The sequence below is a fragment of the Duganella aceris genome, from assembly GCF_011090165.1.
GTDB classification, from domain to species: Bacteria; Pseudomonadota; Gammaproteobacteria; order Burkholderiales; family Burkholderiaceae_D; genus Rugamonas; species Rugamonas aceris.
Genome location: NZ_JAADJT010000003.1, coordinates 228,404 through 250,772, shown reverse-complemented (window position 1 = coordinate 250,772; position 22,369 = coordinate 228,404). Strand labels below are relative to the sequence as shown.

Sequence of the window (22,369 nt, the reverse complement as noted above, 5' to 3'; positions counted from 1 at the left end):
TTCACCGGACGGCTGCGCATCGCGATGCTTAGAACTTGACGTACAGGCGGCCGAACCAGGAGGCGCCGTTCAGGCCGAACTGCACGCTCTCATACTTGAAGCCGTTGTCGGTCTGGTCGGCATCCTGCGACGTCGGCTTGACGTTGAAGATGTTGTTGCCGCCGAAGCTGAACTTCATGTTCTTGTTGATGGTGTAGGTGAAGGCCAGGTCGGCCGAGGTCTTCGACTCGTAGCGCTGATTCGGTACGCCGCCGGCGGTGCCGTCGAAGGTGCCCAGCGTCTGCGGGCCGAAGTGGATGATCTTCAGATCGCTTTCCCACGGACCGGTGACGAAATCGAAGCCCAGCGTCGCCTTCGAGCGCGGCGCGCCTTGCTCGATGTACAGGCGCTCCTTCTCCGACAACAGCACGTCCTCGAAGCCGTTCAGCGAGGCCGGCGCATGGATGCCGATCACTTCGGTCTTGCTGACGTTCATCGCCAGGTAGGTGGTCAGCTTGTTGGCGCCGAAGTTGGCCTTGTGCGACGCGGTCAGGTCCAGGCCCTTGGTTTTGGTGTCCACCGAGTTGACGAAGAACTGCGCCTCGCCCACGCCCAGCGCGGCCAGGCGCTCGGCCAGGTCGGGATAGGTGTCGGCGTTGAAGCGGCCCGACAGCACGATGCGGTCCTTGATCTTGATCTGGTACAGGTCGGCGGTGACCGAGATCGCCTGGGTCGGGGTCCAGGTCGTGCCCAGCGTGTAGCTGGTCGACTTCTCTTCCTTCAGCTTCGGAATGCCGGCCGCGTTGGCGATCACGCCGCCGTTCGGCGCCAGCACCACCTCGGTCGGCACGCCGCCGATGAAGTCGGTGAAGGTCGACGACAGATAAATCTGTTGCAGCGACGGCGCGCGGAAGCCGGTGCTGGCCGAACCGCGCAGCAGCACCTGCGGCGCCACGCGCCAGCTGCCGGCCAGCTTGCCGGTGCTGGTCGAACCGAAGTCGCTGTACTTCTCGTAGCGCACGGCGGCCTGGGCCTTGACGGTCGGCGTCACGTCCAGCTCCAGGTCGAGGTAGGCGGCGGTGCTGTGGCGGTCGGCGTCCACGCGGTCGCCCGGCTGGAAGCCCGGGAAGCCCTGGCTGCCGGCGTTGCCGCCGAAGCCGACGCCGTCGGCGTCGATGTAGGAACCGGCTTCGCCGGCGAAGATCTTGAAGTTCTCGTGGCGGTACTCGCCACCGAACGCGACGTTCAGGCCGCCGCCCATGATGCCGTCGTAGAAGCGGCTGAAGTCCAGGTTGCTGGTCAGCTGTTCGAACGAGAAGCCGCCGGCGTTGAAGTGGTCGGGGCTGATGCCCTTGCCGCCCTTGATCAGATCGAGGTTGGCGATCGAGGCGTTGATCGTATGGCGGATGTCATAGATCATCTTGTTGTAGCCGTAGGTCTGCGACAGGTCGGCGTTCCATTCACCGATCTTGGTGCGGTGGCCGATGGTGGCGTAGCGGTCGTCGATGCGGGCGTCGATGAAGGGCACGAAGCCGTTCGGGTACATCGCGGCCGAGTTGCGGCTCGGGATGTCGTCGGAACCGACGCCGCCGCGCGCGAAGGCGGCGCTGGACGCGTCGCGCTTCTGTACGCCGGCGGTGAAGTACAGCCGGCCTTCGCCGACGGTCGGCAGTTCGCCGTTCAGGTACAGGGTCTGGTTCTCGGTCTTGCTGTCGCCGATGATGCGCGGGTTGTCCGCTTCGGCGCGGTTCGAGCGGCCACGGCTCAGGTACTCGCCGGTGATGCCGAGCACGCCGCCGTTGCCGATGTCGACGCCGCAGTAGGCCGAGGTCAGATAGTTCTTGCCGTCGCCTTCGCCGTACTGGCTGTAGCCGGCAATGGCTTCGCAGCCCTTGCTTTTCTTCAGGCCAATGTCCATCACGCCGGCGATCGCGTCCGAGCCGTACTGGGCGGCGGCGCCGTCGCGCAGCACCTGCACGTCCTTGATGGCCAGCATCGGGATCGCGTTCATGTCGGTGCCGGTGTTGCCGCGGTTGCGCGCACCGAACAGGTTGACCAGCGCAGTGGTGTGGCGGCGCTTGCCGTTGACCAGCACCAGGGTTTGATCCGAGCCGAGGCCGCGCAGCGCGGCCGAGTCGACCAGGTCGGCGCCGTCCGAGCCGCTCTGGCGGGTCGAGTTGAACGACGGGGAAATATAGGTCAGCGTCTGCGCCAGATCGAACTGGCCGCCTTGTTCGCTGGACTTGCTCATCGGGATGATATCGACCGGCACCACGGTGTCGGTGGAGGAGGTGGTGGCGCGGCGCGAACCGACCACGCTGACCGATTGCATAGGCGATGCTTCAGGCGCCGATTGGGCGCGGGTGGTCGGCGTCAGCGTCAGCGCGGTGGCGCCATACAGGCTGAGCAGGACGGCTTTGCGTAAAGTAGTAGTTGCGAACACGTGTCGTCTCCCATGAAAAGTTTGATTCTATTCAAAATAGTCATATCGACATGTGTTTTTGTATCATTTTCTCAAGCAAACTTTATTTACTGTTGTTTTGCCGCGCCAGAGTGGGCGCGGGCTACGTAGTGCTACGGAAGGCGGTTTCGCCACCGATTAAAATGTTTTCGCCATCGCGCCGGGTGACGATGCGGCAGGGCTGGCCGGTGTTGCCGCCCTGATACAGCGTCAGGCCCGCGCCGAGGTGGACGGTGAGGGCGCCGGCGGCCACGCCGGTGGCGCTGTCCTCCTGCGCCGGGTCGAGGTGGTTGAAGTTGCGGCCTTCATGAGCGCCGTCCGGGCGACGGCACCAGGCGTAGCAGCCGCTGACGCCGTGTTGCGCGCCCCACGCGGCGATGGCGGCCAGGTCGGGTGTCAGCGCGTGCAGCGCGGCCGCGTCGGCCACCTCCAGCAGCAGCTTGGGGCTGCCGACCGAGGCGACCGTCGGCGCCGACGCCAGCGTGACGCCGGGCGCGGCCAGAAGCCGGCCCGGCAGGTCGGGCGCCAGCGCGACCCCGGGCGGCGTCTGCGGCGCCAGCCGGATGAAAACCTTGTCGTCGACCAGCGTCAGCGTCAGCTGCTGGCCGCGCAGCGCGGTGCGCACCGTCAGCAGCGGCCGCTGCGGCGACAGCAGCACCCGCGCCGCCGCCAGCGTGGCGTGCAGGCACAGCGGGCTGCGGGCGTGCGGGTAGAAATAGTCCAGCACGATGGCGCCGTCCGGCGCCGCATCGACAAATACGCAGGCCGGCTGGTTGCGTTCGCGGGCGAATTGCTGGCGCTGGTCGGCGCTGGAATGGTCGTCTTGCACCACCAGGGCGGCATTGCCGCCGCCGGGCACGGTGCCGAAGCAAAGGAGTTCTTGTACGTTCATTCGCCAAGTATATCTTCCGGCAAACGGTGTAGAATACTGTATATAAACACAGTATCAACTATGAGCACGCCACCCACCCAAGGACTGCCGGCCTATGCCGAGCTGTTTTGCCTGTCCAACTTCTCGTTCCTGAAAGGCGCTTCGCGCGCCGAGGAATTGGTCGCGCGCGCCGCGCAGCTCGACTATGCCGGACTGGCCATCACCGACGAATGCTCGCTGGCGGGCGTAGTGCGTGCTCACGCCGCCGCCAAGGAGGCGGGACTGCCGCTGATTATCGGCAGCCATTTTCATCTGACCAATCCGGATGGCGGCCCGGCGTTGTCGTTCGTGGCGCTGGCTAAAAACCGCAACGGCTACGGCAATCTGTGCGAGCTGATCACCATCGCCCGCAATCGCGTCGCCAAGGGCAGCTATCTGCTGACGCCGGCCGACCTGGCGTCGCCGCCCCCGGCCTTCGCGCATTTGCAAGGGCTGCCTGATTGCCTGCTGATCCTGCTGCCGCATTATCCGGCGCACCAGCCGGACGACGTCGACCGGCTGCACGCGCAGGCGGCGTGGATGGAGGCCACCTTCCCCGGCCGCGTCTGGATGGGTTTGAACCTGCTGCAACGCGCCTTCGACGAAGCGCACCAGGCCAGCATCGACGAGGTGGCGCTGCAGCACCATATGCGGGTGGTGGCGGTCGGGCACGTCTGCATGCACGTGCGCTCGCGCAAGCCGTTGCACGACACGCTGACCGCCGTGCGCATCGGCAAGGCGGTCGGCGAATGCGGCTATGCGCTGTCGCAGAACGCGGAGCAGCATCTGCGGCCGCGCTTGCGGCTGGCGAACCTGTATCCGCCGGCGGCGTTGGCGGAGACGATCAGCATCGTGCAGCGCTGCACCTTCAATCTCGGACAGCTGCGCTACGAGTACCCGAAGGAGCTGGTGCCGCCCGGCCATACCGCCGCCAGCTATCTGCGGCAGGAGGTCTACGCGGGCGCGCGGGATCGCTGGCCGGCGGGCGTGTCGGACAAGGTGCGCAAGCAGATCGAAAAGGAATTGGTGCTGATCGCGGAGCTGCGGTATGAGCCCTACTTCCTGACGGTCTACGATATCGTACGTTTCGCCAGGTCGAAGGAAATCCTGTGCCAGGGCAGGGGATCGGCCGCCAATTCGGTGGCGTGCTATTGCCTGCATATCACCGAGGTCGATCCGGAGCGCAGCAACATGCTGACCGGCCGTTTCATGTCGCGCGAACGCGACGAGCCGCCCGACATCGACGTCGACTTCGAGCACCAGCGGCGCGAGGAGGTGATCCAGTACATCTATAAAAAATACGGCGCCGACCGCGCGGCGCTGGCGGCGGTGGTGATCAGCTACCGGCCTAAGAGCGCGCTGCGCGACAGCGGCAAGGCCCTGGGCGTGGACCTGGCCATCGTCGAGAAGGTGGCCAAGTCGCACCACTGGTTCGACAGCCGCGACGACCTGCTGGCCCGGCTGGCCGAATGCGGCCTGGACCAGGACTCGCAACTGGCGCAGCAATGGGCCGCGCTGGCGATGGCGCTGCTGGGCTTTCCGCGCCATTTGTCGCAGCACCCGGGCGGCTTCGTCATCTCGCACGACAAGCTGTCGCGGCTGGTGCCGATCGAGGCGGCGACGATGGAGGGACGCTGCGTGATCCAGTGGGACAAGGACGACCTGGAGGAGCTCGGCCTGATGAAGGTCGACGTGCTGGCGCTGGGCATGTTGTCGGCGCTGCGGCGCACGCTGGACATGGTGAGCGCGCGGCGCGGCGAGGTGTTCCGCATGCAGGAGATTCCGGCCGAGGATCCCGCCACCTACGACATGATCTGCCAGGCCGACACCATCGGCGTGTTCCAGATCGAATCGCGCGCGCAGATGAGCATGCTGCCGCGCCTGCTGCCCCGCACCTTTTACGATCTGGTGATCGAGGTGGCGATCGTGCGGCCGGGGCCGATCCAGGGCGGTATGGTGCATCCGTATTTGCAGCGCCGCATGCGGCGCGAGGCGACGCATTGCCCGCCGGGGCTGGAAGCGGCGCTGGAACGAACGCTGGGCGTGCCCATCTTCCAGGAGCAGGTGATGCAGATCGCCCAGCTCGCCGCCGGCTTTACCGAGGGCGAGGCCGATCAGCTGCGGCGCGCGATGGCGGCCTGGAAGCGCAAGGGCGGCGTCGACAAATATCAGCAGCGCATCATGGACGGCATGAAGGAGCGCGGCTACGACGAAAAATTCGCGGAGGCGATCTGCGAGCAGATCAAAGGCTTCGGCGAATACGGCTTCCCCGAATCGCACGCCGCCAGCTTCGCGCTGCTGACCTACGCCAGCTCCTGGCTCAAGTGCCACGAACCGGCCGCCTTCCTGTGCGCGCTGCTCAACAGCCAGCCGATGGGCTTCTACAGCCCGTCGCAACTGGTGCAGGACGCCAAGCGTCACGGCGTGCTGGTGCGCGAGATCGACGTCACCATCAGCGGCTGGGACTCGTCGCTGGAGGAACCGGCCGGCAAGCGCGGCCAGCCGGCGGTGCGGCTCGGCCTGTCGCTGCTGAAAGGCATGCGCGACGAGGCCGCCAAACGCATCGAAGCCGAGCGCGCCGCGCAACCGTTCGCCAGCGTCGCCGACATGGCGCGCCGCGCCGACCTGGATCGGCACGACCTGCAAGTGCTGGCCGGCGGCAACGCGCTGCTGCGGCTGGCCGGCAACCGGCGGCAAGCCTTGTGGCAGGCGGTCGGCGCCACGCCGGACAAGGATCTGCTGCGCCCGACCACGCCGGACGAAGAGGCGCCGACGCTCCGGCCGCCGACCGAAGGCGAGGAAATCCTCGGCGACTACCGCTCGCACGGATTGACGCTGGGCCGCCATCCGCTGGCGCTGCTGCGCGCCAAGCTGCTGGAGCATCGCTTCATGCCGGCGGCCACGCTCAACACCTACACCGACGGCATGCTGGCGCGCGCCTGCGGCATGGTCACGGTGCGGCAGCGGCCGGGCACGGCCAAGGGCGTGTTGTTCATCACGCTGGAGGACGAGACCGGCAACGTCAACGTCATCATCTGGCCGTCGCTGGTGGAGCAGCAGCGGCGCGAGGTACTGGGCGCGCCGCTGCTGGGGGTGTACGGCGTGTGGCAACAGGAAGGCATCGTGCGCCACCTGGTCGCCAAGCGGCTGGTCGACATGTCGCATCTGCTGGGCCGGCTGCCGACCATCAGCCGCGACTTTTGTTGATTGCCTCCTCCGCGTCGATACTCAGCAAGTATCAACAGCATACTCAATCGGTGTTGGACCGGCCCGCGCAACTTGTCTACTCTTCCCCTGCCGAATAACGGCATACAAAAAGAATAAAACCTGGAGACATCATGCATCAATCACAGCCGCAACCGCGCTGCGAGGGCGCAGCTATGCCCGACACCGCCGTCCGCGCGTCGCGCTGGGCCGACAGCTCGCTGTCCGCCATCGCCGCCGGCTTCCTCGCGGTGCTGGTCTCGCTGGCCGGACCGCTGGCGATTTTCTATCAGGCGGCGCAGGCGGGGAATATGTCCGGCGAGATGTTCGCCTCGTGGGTGTGGGGCATTTCGCTGGGCGCGGCGGTGGCCGGCATCTTCCTCAGCTGGACGCTGAAGGCGCCGGTGATCACCGCCTGGTCCGCGCCCGGCACCGCGCTGCTGATCCCGCTGTTCCCCGCGCTGTCGATCCACGAAGCGGTCGGCGCCTACCTGACCGCCGCGCTGCTGTTGCTGGCGATCGGCCTGTCCGGCGGCTTCGATCGGCTGATGTCGCACGTGCCCAAGGGCGTCGCCAGCGGCATGATGGCCGGCATCCTGCTGCCGTTCGGCCTGAACGCCTTCAAGGGCATGGCCACGCTGCCGCTGCTGGTGTGCGGCATGCTCGCCGCCTACCTGCTGTGCAAGCGGCTATACCCGCGCTACAGCGTGGTGCTGCTGCTGGCGGCCGGCATCGCCATCGCCATGTCGACCGGGCAGACGCATTTCGCCGGCATCCATCTGCAACTGGTGACGCCGCAATTCATCACGCCCGCGTGGAGCTGGTCCACCACCTTCAGCCTGGCCCTGCCGCTGGTGCTGACCACGCTGAGCGGCCAATACCTGCCGGGCATGGCGATCCTGCGCGGCGCCGGCTACGACGTCCCGGTACGCAAGGTGGTGGTGGTCAACAGCCTGGCCTCGCTGGCGGCCGCGTTCGCCGGCGGCATCACCATCGCGATCGCCGCCATCACCGCCGCCATGTGCACCGGCCGCGACGCGCACGAAGATCCGCGCCGCCGCTATGTCGCCGGCATCGCCAACGGCGTGTTCTATTTGCTGGCCGGCTTGTGCGGCGGCTCGGTGGTGATGCTGTTCGCCGCCTTGCCCAAGGAATTGATCGTCACGCTGGCCGGGCTGGCGCTGCTCGGTCCCATCGGCGTCAATCTGGCGCAGGTGGCCGCCGCGCCCGAGCGCGAAGCCGCCGTGCTGACCTTCCTCGCCACCGCCTCCGGCATGAGCTTCCTCGGCCTCGGCTCGGCGTTCTGGGGAATCCTGATCGGCGTGGTGGCGCACCGCGTGCTGCGCCCGGCTACCACCGCATAAATTTCACCACACTACTACTACAACAGGGAGACCAGCATCATGCGGCACATCGACATCCACCACCTCGCGGACAACGCCCGCTTCAACCGCTTCCACCTCGGCATACTGGCCTGGTGCGCGGTCATCATCATCTGCGACGGCTACGACCTGGCGGTGGCCGGCATCGCGCTGCCGTCGATCATGAAGAGCATGGGCGTGACGGCGCAGAACGCCGGCTTCATGGTCAGCTCCGCGCTGTTCGGCATGATGTTCGGCGCGATCTTCCTCGGCACCATCGCCGACCGCATCGGCCGGCCGCGCGCCATCGCCATCTGCCTGGCGCTGTTCAGCGTCTTCACGGCGGCTGCCGGCTTGACGCAGGATCCGTATGTGTTCAGCGCGATGCGCTTCCTGGCCGGCCTGGGCATCGGCGGCGTGATGCCGAACGTGGTGGCGCAGATGACCGAATACTCGCCGCGCCGGATCCGCTCGACCATGGTGACGCTGATGTTCAGCGGCTACGCGGTCGGCGGCATGCTGGCCGCGCTGCTGGGCAAGGGCATGATCGAGAGCTATGGCTGGTCGTCGGTGTTCCTGGCCGCCGGCGCGCCGGTGGTGCTGATTCCGTTCATCCTGAAGTCGCTGCCGGAGTCGATGCCGTTTCTGGTGAAGCAGAACCGTCTGGCGGAACTGAAGACCATCCTGGCGAACATGGAGCCGGGCTATACGCCGCAGGCCGACGACCGTTTCGCGGTGCCGGCGCACGACCGCGCCGAGGGTGCGCCGATCGGCAAACTGTTCCAGGACGGTCGCGGCTTCAGCACCGTGATGTTCTGGATCGCCTTCTTCATGTGCCTGTTCATGGTGTACGCGCTCAGTTCCTGGCTGGCCAAGCTGATGGCGGGCGCCGGCTACAGCCTCGGTTCCGCGCTGACCTTCGTGCTGGTGCTGAATTTCGGCGCGGTGATCGGCGCGGTCGGTGGCGGCTGGCTGGCGGACCGCTTCCACATCAAGTATGTGCTGGTCGGGATGTACGCGCTGGCGGCGGTGTCGATCACGCTGCTGGGCTACAAGGTCTCGACCGAAGTGCTGTACCTGCTGGTCGGCCTGGCCGGCGCCTCGACCATCGGCACGCAGATCGTCACCTACGCCTACGCCGGCCAGTTCTATCCGGCCGCCGCACGCTCGACCGGCATCGGCTGGGCTTCGGGCGTGGGCCGCAGCGGCGCGATCCTGGCGCCGATCGTGATCGGCACGCTGGTCGGCATGGCGCTGCCGCTGGAGCAGAACTTCGTCGCCATCGCCATTCCGGCGGTGATCGCCACCATTGCGGTGTCGCTGATTCGGCATGGCCGCTCGGCCTCGGCTGCCGCCGTCAAGGCGGACAGCCGCGCGCCGGCCGCCGCCTAGAGCGTTTCGCGGATGTAGCTGATGCCGGCCGCGTCGTAGACTTCGTAGATCACGGCCAGCATCTTCTGCAGCTCCTCGCTGCGATCCAGCTTGCGCACGCTGAACATCACCGGCGACACCGCATGGCGGTCGGTGAGGGCGCGGAACACCACGTCGTCGCGGCGCATGCCCTGCACGCTGTCCGGCACGATAGCCACGCCTTGGCCGGCCGCCACCAGGCCGATGGCGATCTGCAGCTCGCGCACTTCGACGATCTTCAGCGGCGTGATGGCGCGCTCGGACAGCACCGCCAGCACCTGGTCGGCGAAGCTCGGGCGCGGCGTCTTCGGATACACCAGCAGGCATTCCGACTGCAGGTCGACCAGGCTCATAGGATCGGACGAGGCGGCGCGCGGATGCGCCGCCGGCAGCGCCACGATCAGCCGCTCCTCACGCAGCACGATGCGGCGGATGTTCGGGTCCTCGCTCTTGACGCGGCCGAAGCCGACGTCGATCACGCCGTCCTTCAGCGCCTGGATCTGCTGCATGGTGGTCATCTCGTGGAACGTCACCTCGACCTGCGGATGCTGGATGCGGTAGCGCCGCACTATCCTCGGCAGCAAACCGTACAGCGTCGACGCGACAAAGCCGATCGACAGCGTGCGCTCGATTTTGCCGACGCGCTGGGTCATGGTTTTCAGCTCGGCCGCCTTGGCCAGCAGTTCCTGGGCATGGGCGTGGAAGAAGGCGCCGGCCTCGGTCAGCTTGACCGGACGGGTGCCTTTTTCGATCAGCTCCACCCCCAACTCTTCCTCCAGTTGCTGGATCTGCCGGCTCAGCGGCGGCTGCGCGATATGCAGCCGCTGGGCGGCGCGGGTGAAGTTTTTTTCGTCGGCAACAGCGACGAAGTAACGCAGGTGACGTAATTCCATTGCATACCTTTCAGGTATGAAAATCATGCTAAATCGGTGTTGGACGGCGGCGCCGGTGAGGAATATTGTGTATCTACCCGATCAATTATACAAACTAAATATGATTCAGAATATAGAAGTCATCCTCGCAGACGTGCCGACCATTCGTCCGCACAAGCTGTCGGTCGCGACGATGAATACGCAAACGCTGGTGCTGGTGCGCGTGGTCTGCGCCGACGGTATCGAGGGCTGGGGCGAAGCCACCACCATCGGCGGCCTGAATTACGGCGAAGAGAGCCCGGACAGCATCAAGGTCAATATCGACACCCATATCGCGCCGCTATTGATCGGCATGGAAGCGAGCCAGGTGGCGAAGGCGATGGCGAAGATTCGCAAGATCATCCAGGGCAATCGCTTCGCCAAGTGCGCCATCGAGACCGCGCTGCTGGACGCGCAGGCGCGCCGCCTCGGCATCCCGCTGAGCGAACTGCTGGGCGGCCGCGTGCGCGATGCGCTGCCGGTGGCCTGGACGCTGGCCAGCGGCGACACCGCCAAGGACATCGCCGAAGCGGAGCAGATGCTGGAACTGCGCCGCCACCGCATCTTCAAGCTGAAGATCGGCGCCCGCGCGCTGGCCGACGATGTGGCGCACGTGTTGGCGATCAAGAACGCGCTGGGCGACGCGGTCAGCGTGCGGGTCGACGTCAACCAGGCCTGGAGCGAGCTGGAAGCGGTGCGCGGCATCGCCGAGCTGGAAGCGGGCGGCGTCGATCTGATCGAGCAGCCGGTGCGCGCCGAGAACACCGCCGCCATGGCGCGGCTGGCGCAGCGCTTCGCCGTCAGCATCATGGCCGACGAGGCGCTGCACGGCCCGCAGGATGCGCTGGCGATCGCCAACGCCACGGCGGCCGATGTGTTCGCGGTCAAGATCACCCAGTCCGGCGGCCTGCTGCCGGCGGCGCAGGTGGCGACCGTGGCGCAGTTGTCTGGCATCGGCCTGTATGGCGGCACCATGCTGGAGGGCGGCGTGGGCACGGCGGCATCGGCCCAGTTGTTCTCGACGTTTCACGATCTGTCGGCGGGCACCGAGTTATTCGGTCCGCTGCTGCTGACCGAGGAAGTGCTGCGCACGCCGCTGGTCTACAAGGATTTCATGTTGCAGGTGCCGACCGGACCTGGACTGGGCGTGGAGGTCGATATGGAAAAGCTGCATCGACTGCGCCGCAAATAAAGAGGAGGAGACCACCATGTTGTTCCACGTAAGGATGGACGTCCAATTGCCCCCGGCGATGCCGGCCGCGCAGGCGGATGAACTCAAGAAGAACGAGCGCGAACTGGCGCAAAGCCTGCAACGCAGCGGCAAGTGGCGCCACCTGTGGCGCATCGCCGGCCAGTACGCCAACGTCAGCATGTTCGACGTCGATAGCGTCGAGGAATTGCACGCGCTGCTGATGTCGCTGCCGCTGTTCCCGTACATGAAGATCGAAGTAATGCCGATGTGCCGGCACCCGTCGTCGATACATGAAAGCGACGCTTAAACCATAACCCACAAGGAGACTAGCATGACCCATAATGACATCGACAGCCTGGTAAAAGGCTGGATCATCGACACCGCCAAAGGCCCGGTCAATCCACGCGTGCAGCAAGTGGTGTTCGGCCTGGTCAGCGCGCTGTGCAAGACCATCGAAGACCTGGACATCCAGGCCACCGAATTCTGGAGCGGACTGGAATACCTGCGCGAAGCCGGCGTGCGCAATGAACTCGGCCTGCTGGCGCCGGGCCTGGGCCTTGAACGCTTCCTCGACATCCGCGCCGACGAAGCCGAAGCAAAGGCCGGCCTGATTGGCGGCACGCCGCGCACTATCGAAGGCCCGCTGTACGTGGCCGGCGCGCCGGAGAGCAAGGGCTATGCGCGCCTCGACGACGGCAGCGAAAGCGACAAGGCCGAAGTGCTGTTCATGCAGGGCACCGTGCGCGACGAACATGGCCAGCCGGTCGCCGGCGCCAAGGTCGAAGTCTGGCACTGCAACCTGATGGGCGGTTACTCGTTCTTCGACCAGACGCAGACGCCGTTCAACCTGCGCCGCACCATCATCGCCGACGGCGAGGGCCGTTACCAGTTCCGCAGCATCCTGCCGGTCGGCTACAGCTGCCCGCCGGACGGCACCACCCAGCGCCTGCTGGACCAGCTGGGCCGCCACGGCCATCGCCCGGCGCACATCCACTTCTTCATCAGCGCCGAAGGCCAGCGCAAGCTGACCACGCAGATCAACATCGACGGCGACGAGTTCCTGTGGGACGACTTCGCCTTCGCCAGCCGCGAGGGCCTGGTGCCGGCGGTGAACAAGATCACCGATCCGGCGGCGATCAAGGCCAAGGGCCTGGACCAGCCGTACTCAGAGATCGACTTCGACTTCCGTCTGTATTCGGATCGCCAGGCAGTGCCTGCGGCCGAAGTAGAGCGCGTGCGCGCCGCCGCATAAAAAGAGACAGCCATGATTCCGATTCACGCCGCCAAGGCGCCAGGGGCGAAAAGCCTGGACCACTACCTGGTCGAAGACCACGACAAGGGCGATTACCGCCTGCACCGCAGCGCCTTCACCGATCCCGCGCTGTTCGAACTGGAGATGAAGCATATCTTCGAGGGCAACTGGATTTATCTGGCCCACGAAAGCCAGATCCCGAACAACAATGATTACTACACGACGCACATCGGCCGCCAGCCGATCTTCATCGCGCGCAATCGCCAGGGAGAGCTGAACGCCTTCATCAACGCCTGCACCCATCGCGGCGCGCAGCTGTGCCGCCACAAACGCGGCAACAAGGCGACCTATACCTGCCCGTTCCACGGATGGACCTTCAACAACAGCGGCAAGCTGCTGAAGGTGAAGGATCCCGAGGACGCAGGCTATCCGGACTGCTTCAACAAGGAAGGCTCGCACGACCTGAAGAAGGTAGCGCGCTTCGAGAGCTACAAGGGCTTCCTGTTCGGCAGCCTGAATGACGACGTGGCGCCGCTGCCCGAGTTCCTCGGCGAGGCCGGCAAGATCATCGACATGATCGTCAACCAGTCGGCCGACGGGCTGGAAGTGCTGCGCGGCGCATCCACCTACACCTTCGAGGGCAACTGGAAGCTGCAGGCGGAGAATGGCGCCGACGGCTATCACGTTTCGGCGGTGCACTGGAACTATGCGGCCACCACCAACCGCCGCAAGGAGCAGGCGGCCGGCCGCACCGACAACATAAAGGCCATGGACGCGGGCAACTGGGGCAAGCAGGGCGGCGGTTTTTACGCGTTCGAGCACGGCCACCTGCTGCTGTGGACACAGTGGGCCAATCCGCAGGACCGGCCCAACTATCCGCGCCGCAGCGAATACGCCGACAAGTTCGGCGGCGCCACGGCGGACTGGATGATCGAGCGCTCGCGCAATCTGTGCCTGTATCCGAACGTGTACCTGATGGACCAATTCGGCTCGCAAATCCGTCTGCTGCGGCCGATCTCGGTCGACAAGACGGAAGTGACGATCTACTGCATCGCGCCGAAGGGCGAATCCGATGAAGCGCGTGCGCGCCGCATCCGCCAGTACGAGGACTTTTTCAACGTCAGCGGCATGGCGACGCCGGACGACCTGGAGGAATTCCGCGCCTGCCAGCAAGGCTACAACGGCATCGCGCTGGAGTGGAACGACATGTCGCGCGGCTCCAAGCACTGGGTGCAGGGCGCCGACGCGGCGGCGCGCGAGATCGGCCTCAATCCGGTGATGAGCGGCGTCAAGACCGAGGACGAGGGCCTGTACACCATCCAGCACCGCTACTGGCTGGATGTGATGCAGAAGGCGCTCAAGGCCGAGGGAGTGGCGCCATGATCAACGATATCTGCGCCTTCATCTATCGCGAAGGTCGCCTGCTGGACGACGAGCAGTGGGACGAGTGGCTGGAATGCTACCACCCGGACGCGCAGTTCTGGATGCCGGCTTGGGACGACGACGACAAGCTGGTCACCGATCCGCAGCGCGAGATTTCTCTGATCTACTATCCGACCCGCCAGGGCCTGGAGGACCGCGTGTTCCGCATCAAGACCGAGCGCTCCAGCGCCACCATGCCGGATACGCGGACCTGCCACAACGTCGCCAACGTGGAGATCGAGAGCCAGGAAGGGCAGCGTTACACGGTGCGCTTCAACTGGCACACGCTGAGCCACCGCTACAAGACGGACTTCAGCTACTTCGGCATGGCGCGTTACGTCATCGATTTTTCCGGCGAGCGCCCTCTGATCCTTAACAAGTACGTGGTGCTCAAGAACGATTACATCAATCAGGTAATCGACATCTATCACCTTTAAGCAGGAGACACGACGATGAGCTACAACATCGCGCTTCAATTCGAAGACGGGGTGACCCGCTTCATCTCATGCAATGAGAATGAAAAGCTGGCCGACGCGGCCTACCGGCAGAAGGTCAACATTCCATTGGACTGCCGCGATGGGGCTTGCGGCACTTGCCGCGGCCTGTGCGAGTCGGGCAGCTACGACATGCCGGAATCGAGCTATATCGAGGATGCATTGACGCCGGAAGAGGCGGCGCAACGTCAGGTGCTGGCTTGCCAGATGAAGCCAACCTCCGATTGCGTGGTGCGGATTCCCGCCACGTCGGCGGCGTGCAAGACCGGCGTGGCGCGTTACACCGGCAACCTGGCCGGCGTGGAGCGGCTATCCGACACGACGCTGGGCTTTTCGATTGAGCTGGAGCAGGGGGCGGAGGTTGGCTTCCTGTCCGGGCAGTACGTCAATGTCGAGGTGCCTGGTACGGCGTTGACGCGTTCCTATTCGTTCAGCTCCGCGCCCGGTGAGCGGCGGTTCGATTTCGTGGTGCGCAATGTGCCGGAGGGGCGCATGAGCACTTTCCTGGCGCGCGATGCGCAGGTCGGGCAGCCGATCGCGTTCTCGGGGCCTTATGGCAGCTTCTATCTGCGCGAGGTGCAACGGCCTTTGTTGCTGCTGGCCGGCGGTACGGGCATCGCGCCGTTCCTGTCGATGTTGCAGGTGCTGGCGGCGAGCGGCATGCGGCAGCCGGTGCGCATGGTGTTCGGCGTGACCAACGATGTGGATCTGGTGGCGATCGAGCATTTGCAGCGGATCGCGGCGGCGCATCCTTCGTTCAGCTTCCGCACTTGTGTGGCTTCCAGCGACAGCGCGCATCCGCGCAAGGGCTATGTCACCCAGCATGTCGATCAGGAGTGGTTGAACGGTGGTGAGGTCGATATCTATTTGTGCGGTCCGGTGCCGATGGTGGATGCGGTACGGCGTTGGTTGAACGAGTGCGGCGTCAAGCCGGCCAACTTCTATTTTGAGAAGTTCTCGGCGAGCAGCGAGGTGGCGGCGTGAGCGCGCGTCGCTTTGAGGGGCAGGCGGTGATCGTTACAGGCGCGGGCCAGGGCATCGGCCGGGGCGTGGCGCTGGCGCTGGCTCGCGAGGGTGCGCAACTGGTGCTGGCCGACCGCGCGGCCATCGTCGAGGAGGTGGTCGCGGAGGTGCAGGCGCTGGGTGCGCTGGCGGTGGTGGCGCGCGGCGATCTGGAGACCTGGGCGGGCGCGGCGCAGTTGAACGAGATCGCGCTGGCGGCTTACGGCCGGGTCGATGTGCTGGTGAATAACGTCGGCGGCACGATCTGGGTGCAGCCGTATCAGGAGTACTCGCCTGAGCAGGTGGAGGCGGAGATTCGTCGTTCGCTGTTCCCGACCATGTGGTGCTGCCGGGCGGTGTTGCCGGGGATGGTGGAGCGGCGGCAGGGCGTGATCGTCAATGTGTCGTCGGTGGCGACGCGGGGGATTCATCGGATACCGTATTCGGCGGCCAAGGGCGGAGTGAATGCGCTGACCGCCAGTCTGGCGATGGAGCATGCGCACAATGGCATTCGCGTCAACGCGGTGGCCACCGGCGGGACCGAGGCGCCGCCGCGCCGGGTGCCACGCAATGAACAGCCGCTCAATGAGCGGGAGCAGCAGTGGTATCAGGGGATCGTCGACCAGACCGTCGCCAGCAGTTTGATGCATCGTTACGGGACCATCGCGGAGCAGGTCAGTGCGATTCTGTTTCTGGCTTCCAGTGAATCGTCGTACATCACCGGTAGCGTGCTGCCAGTGGGCGGCGGCGATCAGGGGTGACGGATCATGCCTATTATTCGACTTAACGGTGGCGAGGTTAGCTATCAGGTGGACGGCGAGCCGGGCAAGCCCTGGCTGATGTTCTCCAATTCGCTCGGCACCGACCTGCGGATGTGGCAGGCGCAGGCCGAATTCTTCAAACAAGACTTCCGCGTCCTGCGCTACGACACACGCGGCCACGGCGGCTCCACAATTGGCCCCGCCGCCGCCGCCGCCGCCGCCGTGCGCCACGCGGGCCACGACGCCGGACCGGACGTCGGCCCCGCCGCCATCTCCGCCGCAAGTGCAGGCCAAGACAGCGCACCGGAAGCCGTCCGCGCCACCATCGCCGCCGCCCGCGCAGGCTACGACAACGCGCCGGAAGCCGTCCGCGCCGCCATCGCCGCCGCCCGCGCAGGCTACGACAACGCACCGGAAGCCGGCGCCGCTTCAATCGCCGCTGCCCGCGCAGGCTACGACAACGCACCGGACGCCGTCCGCGCCGCCATCGCCGCCGCCCGCGCAGGCTACGACAACGCGCCGGAAGCCGTCCGCGCCGCCACCGCCGCCCCCGCCGCCCGCGCAGGCTACGACAACGCACCAGATGCCGGCCCCGCTTCCATCGCCGCCGCCTGCGCAGGCCATGACAACGCACCGGAAGCCGTCCCTGCCGCCAGCGCCGCCGCCCGCGCAAGCGTACGCTTGGGTCACGACGACGCCGGATCGGACGTCGGCCTCGCTGGCCGCGACGCGGGCCTGCGCTCGGGCTCGGACGTTGGTCGCGAGCCGGTCAGCTTGGCGCTGCTCGGGCGCGACGTGCTGGCGCTTTTGGATGCATTGGCTATCGAGCGGGTACATTTCTGCGGGCTGTCGATGGGCGGGGCGATCGCGCAGTGGCTCGGCATCCACGCGCCGCAGCGGCTGCACAAACTGGTGATCGCGAATTCCGCGCCGCGCATCGGCACCGCGCAAGGCTGGCAAGACCGCTCCACGCTGGTGCGCGCTTCCGGCCTGGACGCCATTGCCGACGGCGCCGCCGGCCGCTGGTTCACCCCGGCCTTCGCCGAGCGCGAGCCGCGACGCGTGACCGCCCTGGTGGTCGCACTGCGCGCCGGCAGCCCCGAAGGCTACGCCGCCTGCTGCGACGCCCTGGCCGTCGCAGACCTGCGCGGCCAGCTGGCCACGATCGCCGTCCCCACGCTGCTGATCGCCGGTGCCGCCGACCCGGTCACCACCGTCGCCGACGCCACCGCGATGCGCGAACAGATTCCCGGCGCCACGCTGGCGATCCTGGACGCATCGCACATCTCGAATATCGAGGCCGAAGCGGCCTTTAACCTCGCACTCAGGGAGTTCCTGCACAGCTAAGAAATCCCGGTCGCACACAACATAACTACATCAATGGAGACCAATTTGAAACACCAACATCAACGCATCCGCCGCGCCATTGCGCTGCTGCTGGCCGCACCCGCATTGGCCATGGCGCAAAGCTCCGTCACCATCTACGGCCTGCTCGACACCGGCCTGGTACACACCACCAACGTCAACGCCGCCGGTGACTCGGTCACCAAGATGCCGTCGCTGACCGGCTCCTTCCCGTCACGCATCGGCTTCCGTGGCGCCGAAGATCTGGGTGGCGGCCTGCAAGCCATCTTCACGCTGGAGACCGGACTTGGCGTCGACACCGGCGGCATGGGACAAAACCGGCTGTTCGGCCGCCAGGCCTCGGTGGGCCTGAAGGGCAGCTTCGGCGAAATCGCCTTCGGCCGCCAGATCAACATGACCTACCTGGCGACGCAAAAGTCGGACGTGATGGGCCCCAACCTGTTCTCGATCAGCAGCATCGACCTGTATCTGCCGAACGCGCGCAGCGACAATTCGATCTTCTACTTCGGCCGCTTCAACGACGTGGTGGCCGGCGCTACCTACAGCACCGGCCGCGACACGTCGGCCGCCGGCGGACCGGCCGGCACCAACTGTCCCGGCGAAGTGGCTGGCAACGCCAAGGCCTGCCGCCAGGTCACCGGCCTGCTCGGCTACGAGACCAAGCCGTTCGGCGTCACCGCCTCCTACGACATCCTGTACGGGAACACCGGCGCCGCCAACGGCCTGAGCAGCAGCGACAACAGCGACAAGCGCCTGACGCTGAACGGATATGTGATGGTGGGAGCGGGCCGCATCGGCGGCGGCGTGGTGGACCGCAGCACGCGCGCCGCGACCGGCTTGCAGGAATCGGATCTGTACTACCTGGGCGTCAGCTACCCGGTCCATCCGCTGCTGACGCTGGACACGCAGGTGGCGCGCAAAAACGTCAAGGGCAGCGACGCCGACGCGACGCTGCTGGTGGCGCGCCTGACCTACTATCTGTCGAAGCGCACCGCGATTCACGGCTCGCTGGGCCGCATGAAGAACTCCGGCGCCTCGGCGATCGCGCTGGACGCCGGCGGCACCGTCGGCGTCGGCAAGACGCAGAACGGCGTCGTCGCCGGCCTGCGCCACAGCTTCTAACCTCAGACGCGCTCGATGATGAGCGCGATGCCCTGGCCGACACCGATGCACATGGTGCACAGGGCATAGCGCCCGCCGCTGCGGTGCAGCTGGTAGGTCGCCGTCGTCACCAGCCGGGCGCCGCTCATGCCGAGCGGATGGCCCAGCGCGATGGCGCCGCCGTTCGGATTGACGCGCGGATCGTCGTCGCGCAAGCCGAGCTGGCGCAGCACCGCCAGGCCCTGCGCCGCAAACGCTTCGTTCAACTCGATCAAATCCATCTGCTCCAGCGACAGGCCGGTCTGGCGCAGCAGCTTCTGCACCGCCGGCACCGGGCCGATGCCCATCACGCGCGGCGCGACGCCGGCGGTGGCCATGCCGACGATGCGTGCCAACGGCTTGAGGCCATGCTTCTCGGCCGCTTCAGCGCTGGCGATCAGCAGCGCGCAGGCGCCGTCGTTGATGCCGGACGCGTTACCCGCCGTGACGCTGCCGTCGGGGCGCACCACGCCTTTCAGTTTGGCCAGCGCTTCCGGCGTGGTGGCGCGCGGATGCTCGTCCTGGCTGAAGATCACCGGGTCACCCTTCTTGACCGGCAGCGATACCGGCACGATCTCGCGCTCGAACACGCCGGCGGCGATGGCGGCGGCGCTCTTGTTCTGGCTCGCCAGCGCGAACGCGTCCTGGTCGGCGCGGCTGACGCCGTAATCGTCGGCGACGTTCTCCGCCGTCTGCGGCATGGTGTCGACGCCGTAGGCTTCCTTCAGCGCCTTATTGACGAAGCGCCAGCCCATGGTGGTGTCCTGCAGCTCGGCGTTGCGGCTGAAGGCCGAATCGGCCTTGCCCATGACGAAGGGCGCGCGCGTCATCGACTCGACGCCGCCGGCGATCATCAATTCCGCCTGGCCGGCCATGATGGCGCGCGCGGCGGTGCCGACGGCGTCCATGCCGGAGCCGCACAGGCGGTTGATGGTGGTGCCGGGCACCTGCTCCGGCAGGCCGGCCAGCAGCGCCGACATGCGCGCCACGTTGCGGTTGTCTTCGCCGGCCTGGTTGGCGCAGCCGTAGATCACGTCGTCGACCTGGTCCCACGCCAGGCCGGGATGGCGGCGCAGCAGTTCGCGGATCGGCAGCGCGCCAAGGTCGTCGGCGCGCACGTCCTTCAGGGCGCCGCCGTAGCGGCCGATCGGGGTGCGCACCGCGTCGCAGATAAAGGCTTGATTCATTTTTTTCTCGCTTTCGTTTTAGTGGGGCAGCAGCGTGGCGGCGGTGGCCGCCTGCAGCTCTTCGAAGGTCAGGCCCTCGGCCATTTCCAGTACGCGCAGGCCGTCCGGCGTGACTTCCAGCACGGCCAGGTCGGTGTAGATGCGGTTGACGCAGGCCACGCCGGTCAGCGGATAGCTGCACTCGGCGACGATCTTGCTCTCGCCGGTCTTGGTTTGGTGGTCCATCATCACGAACACTTGCTTGGCGCCGATCGCCAGGTCCATCGCGCCGCCGACCGCCGGGATCGCGTCCGGCGCGCCGGTGTGCCAGTTGGCCAGGTCGCCGTTGGCGGCGACCTGGAACGCGCCCAGCACGCAGATGTCCAGGTGGCCGCCGCGCATCATCGCGAACGAGTCGCCGTGGTGGAAGTAGGCGCCGCCGGTCAGCAGCGTCACCGGCTGCTTGCCGGCGTTGATCAGGTCCTCGTCCTCTTCGCCGGGCGCGGGCGCCGGGCCCATGCCGAGCAGGCCGTTCTCGCTGTGCAGGAACACTTCGCGCTCGGCCGGCAGGTAGTTGGCGACCTTGGTCGGCAGGCCGATGCCGAGGTTGACGTAGGCGCCTTCAGGGATGTCCTGGGCGACGCGGGCGGCGATCTGGTCGCGCGTGTAACGGTTCATCATGCTGCCTCCTTGACCACGCGCTGCACGAAGATGCCCGGCGTGATGATGACTTCTGGATCGAGTTCGCCCAGCGCGACCACGTCGCGCACCTGGGCGATGGTGGTCTTGGCCGCCATCGCCATGATGGGGCCGAAATTGCGCGCGGCCTTGCGGTACACCAGGTTGCCCCAGCGGTCGCCGCGCAGCGCCTTGATCAGCGCGAAGTCGGCGTGGATCGGCGATTCCAGCACGTAGTGGCGGCCGTCGATCAGGCGCGTCTCCTTGCCTTCGGCCAGCTGCGTGCCGTAGCCGGTGGGGGAGAAGAAGCCGCCGATGCCGGCGCCGGCGGCGCGGATGCGCTCGGCCAGGTTGCCTTGCGGCGTCAGTTCCAGTTCGATCTTGCCGGCGCGGTACAGCGCGTCGAAGTGATGCGAGTCGGCCTGGCGCGGGAAGGAGCAGATGATCTTGCGCACCCGGCCCGCCGCCAGCAGCGCGGCCAGGCCGGTGTCGCCGTTGCCGGCGTTGTTGTTGACGATGGTGAGTTCGCGCGCGCCTTGCTCGATCAGCGCGTCGATCAGCGCCGACGGCATGCCGGCGTTGCCGAAGCCGCCGATCATGACGGTGGCGCCGTCGCGGATGTCGGCCACCGCGTCCTGCAGGGAGGGGGAGATTTTGTCGATCACAATGGGCTTTCTGACTGATTGGTCGTCGGCCCTTGTGCGATAATCGAACAATTGGCCGCTTTTGCTACCGGTTCAGTGTAGTCATCCCGGTTTTGCCGGGCAACCGCTTGCAATCGAAGCTGTGCGGTAATCGAACGCTATTTCAGGAATGGAGCGCGCATGAGCAATTCCCCCGTCAGCATCGCCGACGAGATCGACAGCCATACCGGACCGGATTTCATGACCTCGCTGGCGCGCGGCCTGGCGGTGCTGCGCGCCTTCAGCGACCAGCGCCGCAGCCTGACCATCGCGCAGATCAGCCATCGCACCGGCATCTCGCGCGCGGCGGTGCGGCGCTGCCTGCACACCTTGTGCGAGCTGGGTTACGCGGAGGTGGACGGCAGCCTGTTCACCTTGCAGTCCAAGGTGCTGACGCTGGGCTATTCGTATTTGTCGTCGACGCCGTTGACGGTATCGACCGCGCCTTATCTGAACCGCATCAGCCGCACGCTGAACGAGTCCTGTTCCCTGGCGGTGTTGCAGGAGGACGAGATCCTGTACGTGGCGCGTTCGGCGACGTCGCGCATCATGTCGGTGTCGCTCAACACGGGCAGCCGGCTGCCGGCGTATTGCACCTCGCTGGGACGGGTGATGCTGGCGCAGCTGCCGGACGAGGCGCTGGACGCTTACCTGGCGCGGGTCAAGCTACAGGCCTACACCGAGAAGACCATCGTCTCGGCCACGCGGCTGCGCGCCGTGCTGGCGGAGGTGCGGGAGTCGGGCTATGCCTTGAATGACGAGGAACTGGAGCTTGGATTGCGTTCGCTGGCGGTGCCGGTGCGGGGCGCGTCGGGCAATGTGCTGGCGGCGTTGAACGTCGGGGTGCAGGCAAGCCGTGTCAGTGCGGCGTATATGGTGGAGGTGTTCCTGCCGACCCTGCAGGAGGGCGCACGCGAATTGTCGGTGCTGCTGCCTTGATCGGGAATGCCGGCCGCGCCATGCTGGCGCAGCCGGCAC

Annotated in this window: 19 protein-coding genes; 13 read left to right on the top strand and 6 right to left on the bottom strand. The window is 66.4% G+C overall.

Annotated elements, in window-relative coordinates; genetic code table 11:
• Positions 1-28 precede the first annotated feature (28 nt).
• Together GW587_RS08380 and GW587_RS08375 are read right to left on the bottom strand one after the other, a co-directional pair.
• Entirely contained in the window at positions 29-2,422 is a 2,394-nt protein-coding gene (locus GW587_RS08380) for a TonB-dependent receptor plug domain-containing protein (RefSeq protein WP_166100989.1), read from the bottom strand.
• A gap of 121 nt (positions 2,423-2,543) precedes the next feature.
• Positions 2,544-3,332, bottom strand: coding sequence for a PhzF family phenazine biosynthesis protein (locus GW587_RS08375; RefSeq protein WP_166100988.1), 789 nt, complete (start codon positions 3,330-3,332; stop codon positions 2,544-2,546).
• A 60-nt stretch (positions 3,333-3,392) separates the two neighbouring features.
• Between GW587_RS08375 and GW587_RS08370 the strand changes: the two genes are divergently transcribed.
• From GW587_RS08370 to GW587_RS08360, 3 genes are all read left to right on the top strand, one after another.
• On the top strand, positions 3,393-6,557 hold the full coding sequence (locus GW587_RS08370; protein ID WP_166100986.1) for an error-prone DNA polymerase: 3,165 nt from the start codon (positions 3,393-3,395) through the stop codon (positions 6,555-6,557).
• 131 nt (positions 6,558-6,688) lie between these two features.
• The gene (locus GW587_RS08365) at positions 6,689-7,918 is read left to right on the top strand and encodes a benzoate/H(+) symporter BenE family transporter (protein WP_371875558.1); all 1,230 of its coding nucleotides are present in this window, start codon (positions 6,689-6,691) and stop codon (positions 7,916-7,918) included.
• Positions 7,919-7,957: 39 nt separating this feature from the next.
• On the top strand, positions 7,958-9,307 hold the full coding sequence (locus GW587_RS08360; protein ID WP_166100984.1) for an MFS transporter: 1,350 nt from the start codon (positions 7,958-7,960) through the stop codon (positions 9,305-9,307).
• On the opposite strand, the gene GW587_RS08355 is transcribed toward GW587_RS08360, so the two are convergent.
• The gene (locus GW587_RS08355; protein ID WP_166100982.1) at positions 9,304-10,218 is read right to left on the bottom strand and encodes a LysR family transcriptional regulator; all 915 of its coding nucleotides are present in this window, start codon (positions 10,216-10,218) and stop codon (positions 9,304-9,306) included. The two genes, GW587_RS08360 and GW587_RS08355, sit on opposite strands and share 4 nt — an antisense overlap.
• Before the next feature lie 100 nt (positions 10,219-10,318).
• On the opposite strand from GW587_RS08355, the gene GW587_RS08350 reads away from it, so the two are divergent.
• The 9 genes from GW587_RS08350 to GW587_RS08310 all read left to right on the top strand — a co-directional run bounded on the left by GW587_RS08350 (position 10,319) and on the right by GW587_RS08310 (position 18,846).
• Complete coding sequence (locus GW587_RS08350; protein ID WP_166100980.1) at positions 10,319-11,428, top strand: muconate/chloromuconate family cycloisomerase; 1,110 nt, start codon at positions 10,319-10,321, stop codon at positions 11,426-11,428.
• 16 nt (positions 11,429-11,444) lie between these two features.
• Positions 11,445-11,735: a muconolactone Delta-isomerase gene (gene catC / locus GW587_RS08345; protein WP_166100977.1), complete on the top strand. Its 291-nt coding sequence runs from the start codon at positions 11,445-11,447 to the stop codon at positions 11,733-11,735.
• 24 nt (positions 11,736-11,759) lie between these two features.
• Entirely contained in the window at positions 11,760-12,680 is a 921-nt protein-coding gene (catA, locus tag GW587_RS08340) for a catechol 1,2-dioxygenase (protein WP_166100973.1), read from the top strand.
• 12 nt (positions 12,681-12,692) lie between these two features.
• The gene (gene benA, locus GW587_RS08335) at positions 12,693-14,063 is read left to right on the top strand and encodes a benzoate 1,2-dioxygenase large subunit (RefSeq protein WP_166100970.1); all 1,371 of its coding nucleotides are present in this window, start codon (positions 12,693-12,695) and stop codon (positions 14,061-14,063) included.
• Entirely contained in the window at positions 14,060-14,539 is a 480-nt protein-coding gene (gene benB, locus GW587_RS08330) for a benzoate 1,2-dioxygenase small subunit (protein ID WP_166100968.1), read from the top strand. The genes benA and benB overlap by 4 nt, the downstream gene beginning before the upstream one ends.
• Before the next feature lie 15 nt (positions 14,540-14,554).
• Positions 14,555-15,580 carry a benzoate 1,2-dioxygenase electron transfer component BenC gene (gene benC / locus GW587_RS08325; protein ID WP_166100965.1) on the top strand — a complete coding sequence of 342 codons (1,026 nt, stop codon included), beginning with the start codon at positions 14,555-14,557 and terminating at the stop codon, positions 15,578-15,580.
• Positions 15,577-16,359: a benzoate diol dehydrogenase BenD gene (gene benD / locus GW587_RS08320; protein WP_166100962.1), complete on the top strand. Its 783-nt coding sequence runs from the start codon at positions 15,577-15,579 to the stop codon at positions 16,357-16,359. Before benC ends, benD begins: the two co-directional genes overlap by 4 nt.
• 6 nt (positions 16,360-16,365) lie before the next feature.
• The gene (locus GW587_RS08315; RefSeq protein ID WP_166100960.1) at positions 16,366-17,706 is read left to right on the top strand and encodes an alpha/beta fold hydrolase; all 1,341 of its coding nucleotides are present in this window, start codon (positions 16,366-16,368) and stop codon (positions 17,704-17,706) included.
• Positions 17,707-17,772: 66 nt separating this feature from the next.
• On the top strand, positions 17,773-18,846 hold the full coding sequence (locus GW587_RS08310; protein WP_503826762.1) for a porin: 1,074 nt from the start codon (positions 17,773-17,775) through the stop codon (positions 18,844-18,846).
• 2 nt (positions 18,847-18,848) lie between these two features.
• On the opposite strand, the gene pcaF is transcribed toward GW587_RS08310, so the two are convergent.
• Genes pcaF through GW587_RS08295 form a run of 3 tightly spaced genes read right to left on the bottom strand, consistent with a single transcriptional unit; the run spans position 18,849 to position 21,373 of the window.
• On the bottom strand, positions 18,849-20,051 hold the full coding sequence (pcaF, locus tag GW587_RS08305) for a 3-oxoadipyl-CoA thiolase (protein WP_166100956.1): 1,203 nt from the start codon (positions 20,049-20,051) through the stop codon (positions 18,849-18,851).
• A gap of 18 nt (positions 20,052-20,069) precedes the next feature.
• Positions 20,070-20,708, bottom strand: a complete 639-nt coding sequence (locus GW587_RS08300) for a CoA transferase subunit B (RefSeq protein WP_166101601.1) — start codon at positions 20,706-20,708, stop codon at positions 20,070-20,072.
• Positions 20,708-21,373, bottom strand: a complete 666-nt coding sequence (locus tag GW587_RS08295) for a 3-oxoacid CoA-transferase subunit A (protein WP_166100954.1) — start codon at positions 21,371-21,373, stop codon at positions 20,708-20,710. The genes GW587_RS08300 and GW587_RS08295 overlap by 1 nt, the downstream gene beginning before the upstream one ends.
• 159 nt (positions 21,374-21,532) lie before the next feature.
• Here GW587_RS08295 and GW587_RS08290 point away from each other — a divergent pair, with 159 nt between their 5' ends.
• A complete protein-coding gene (locus GW587_RS08290) occupies positions 21,533-22,330 on the top strand; it encodes an IclR family transcriptional regulator domain-containing protein (RefSeq protein ID WP_166100951.1) in 798 nt (265 codons plus the stop codon).
• Positions 22,331-22,369 lie beyond the last annotated feature (39 nt).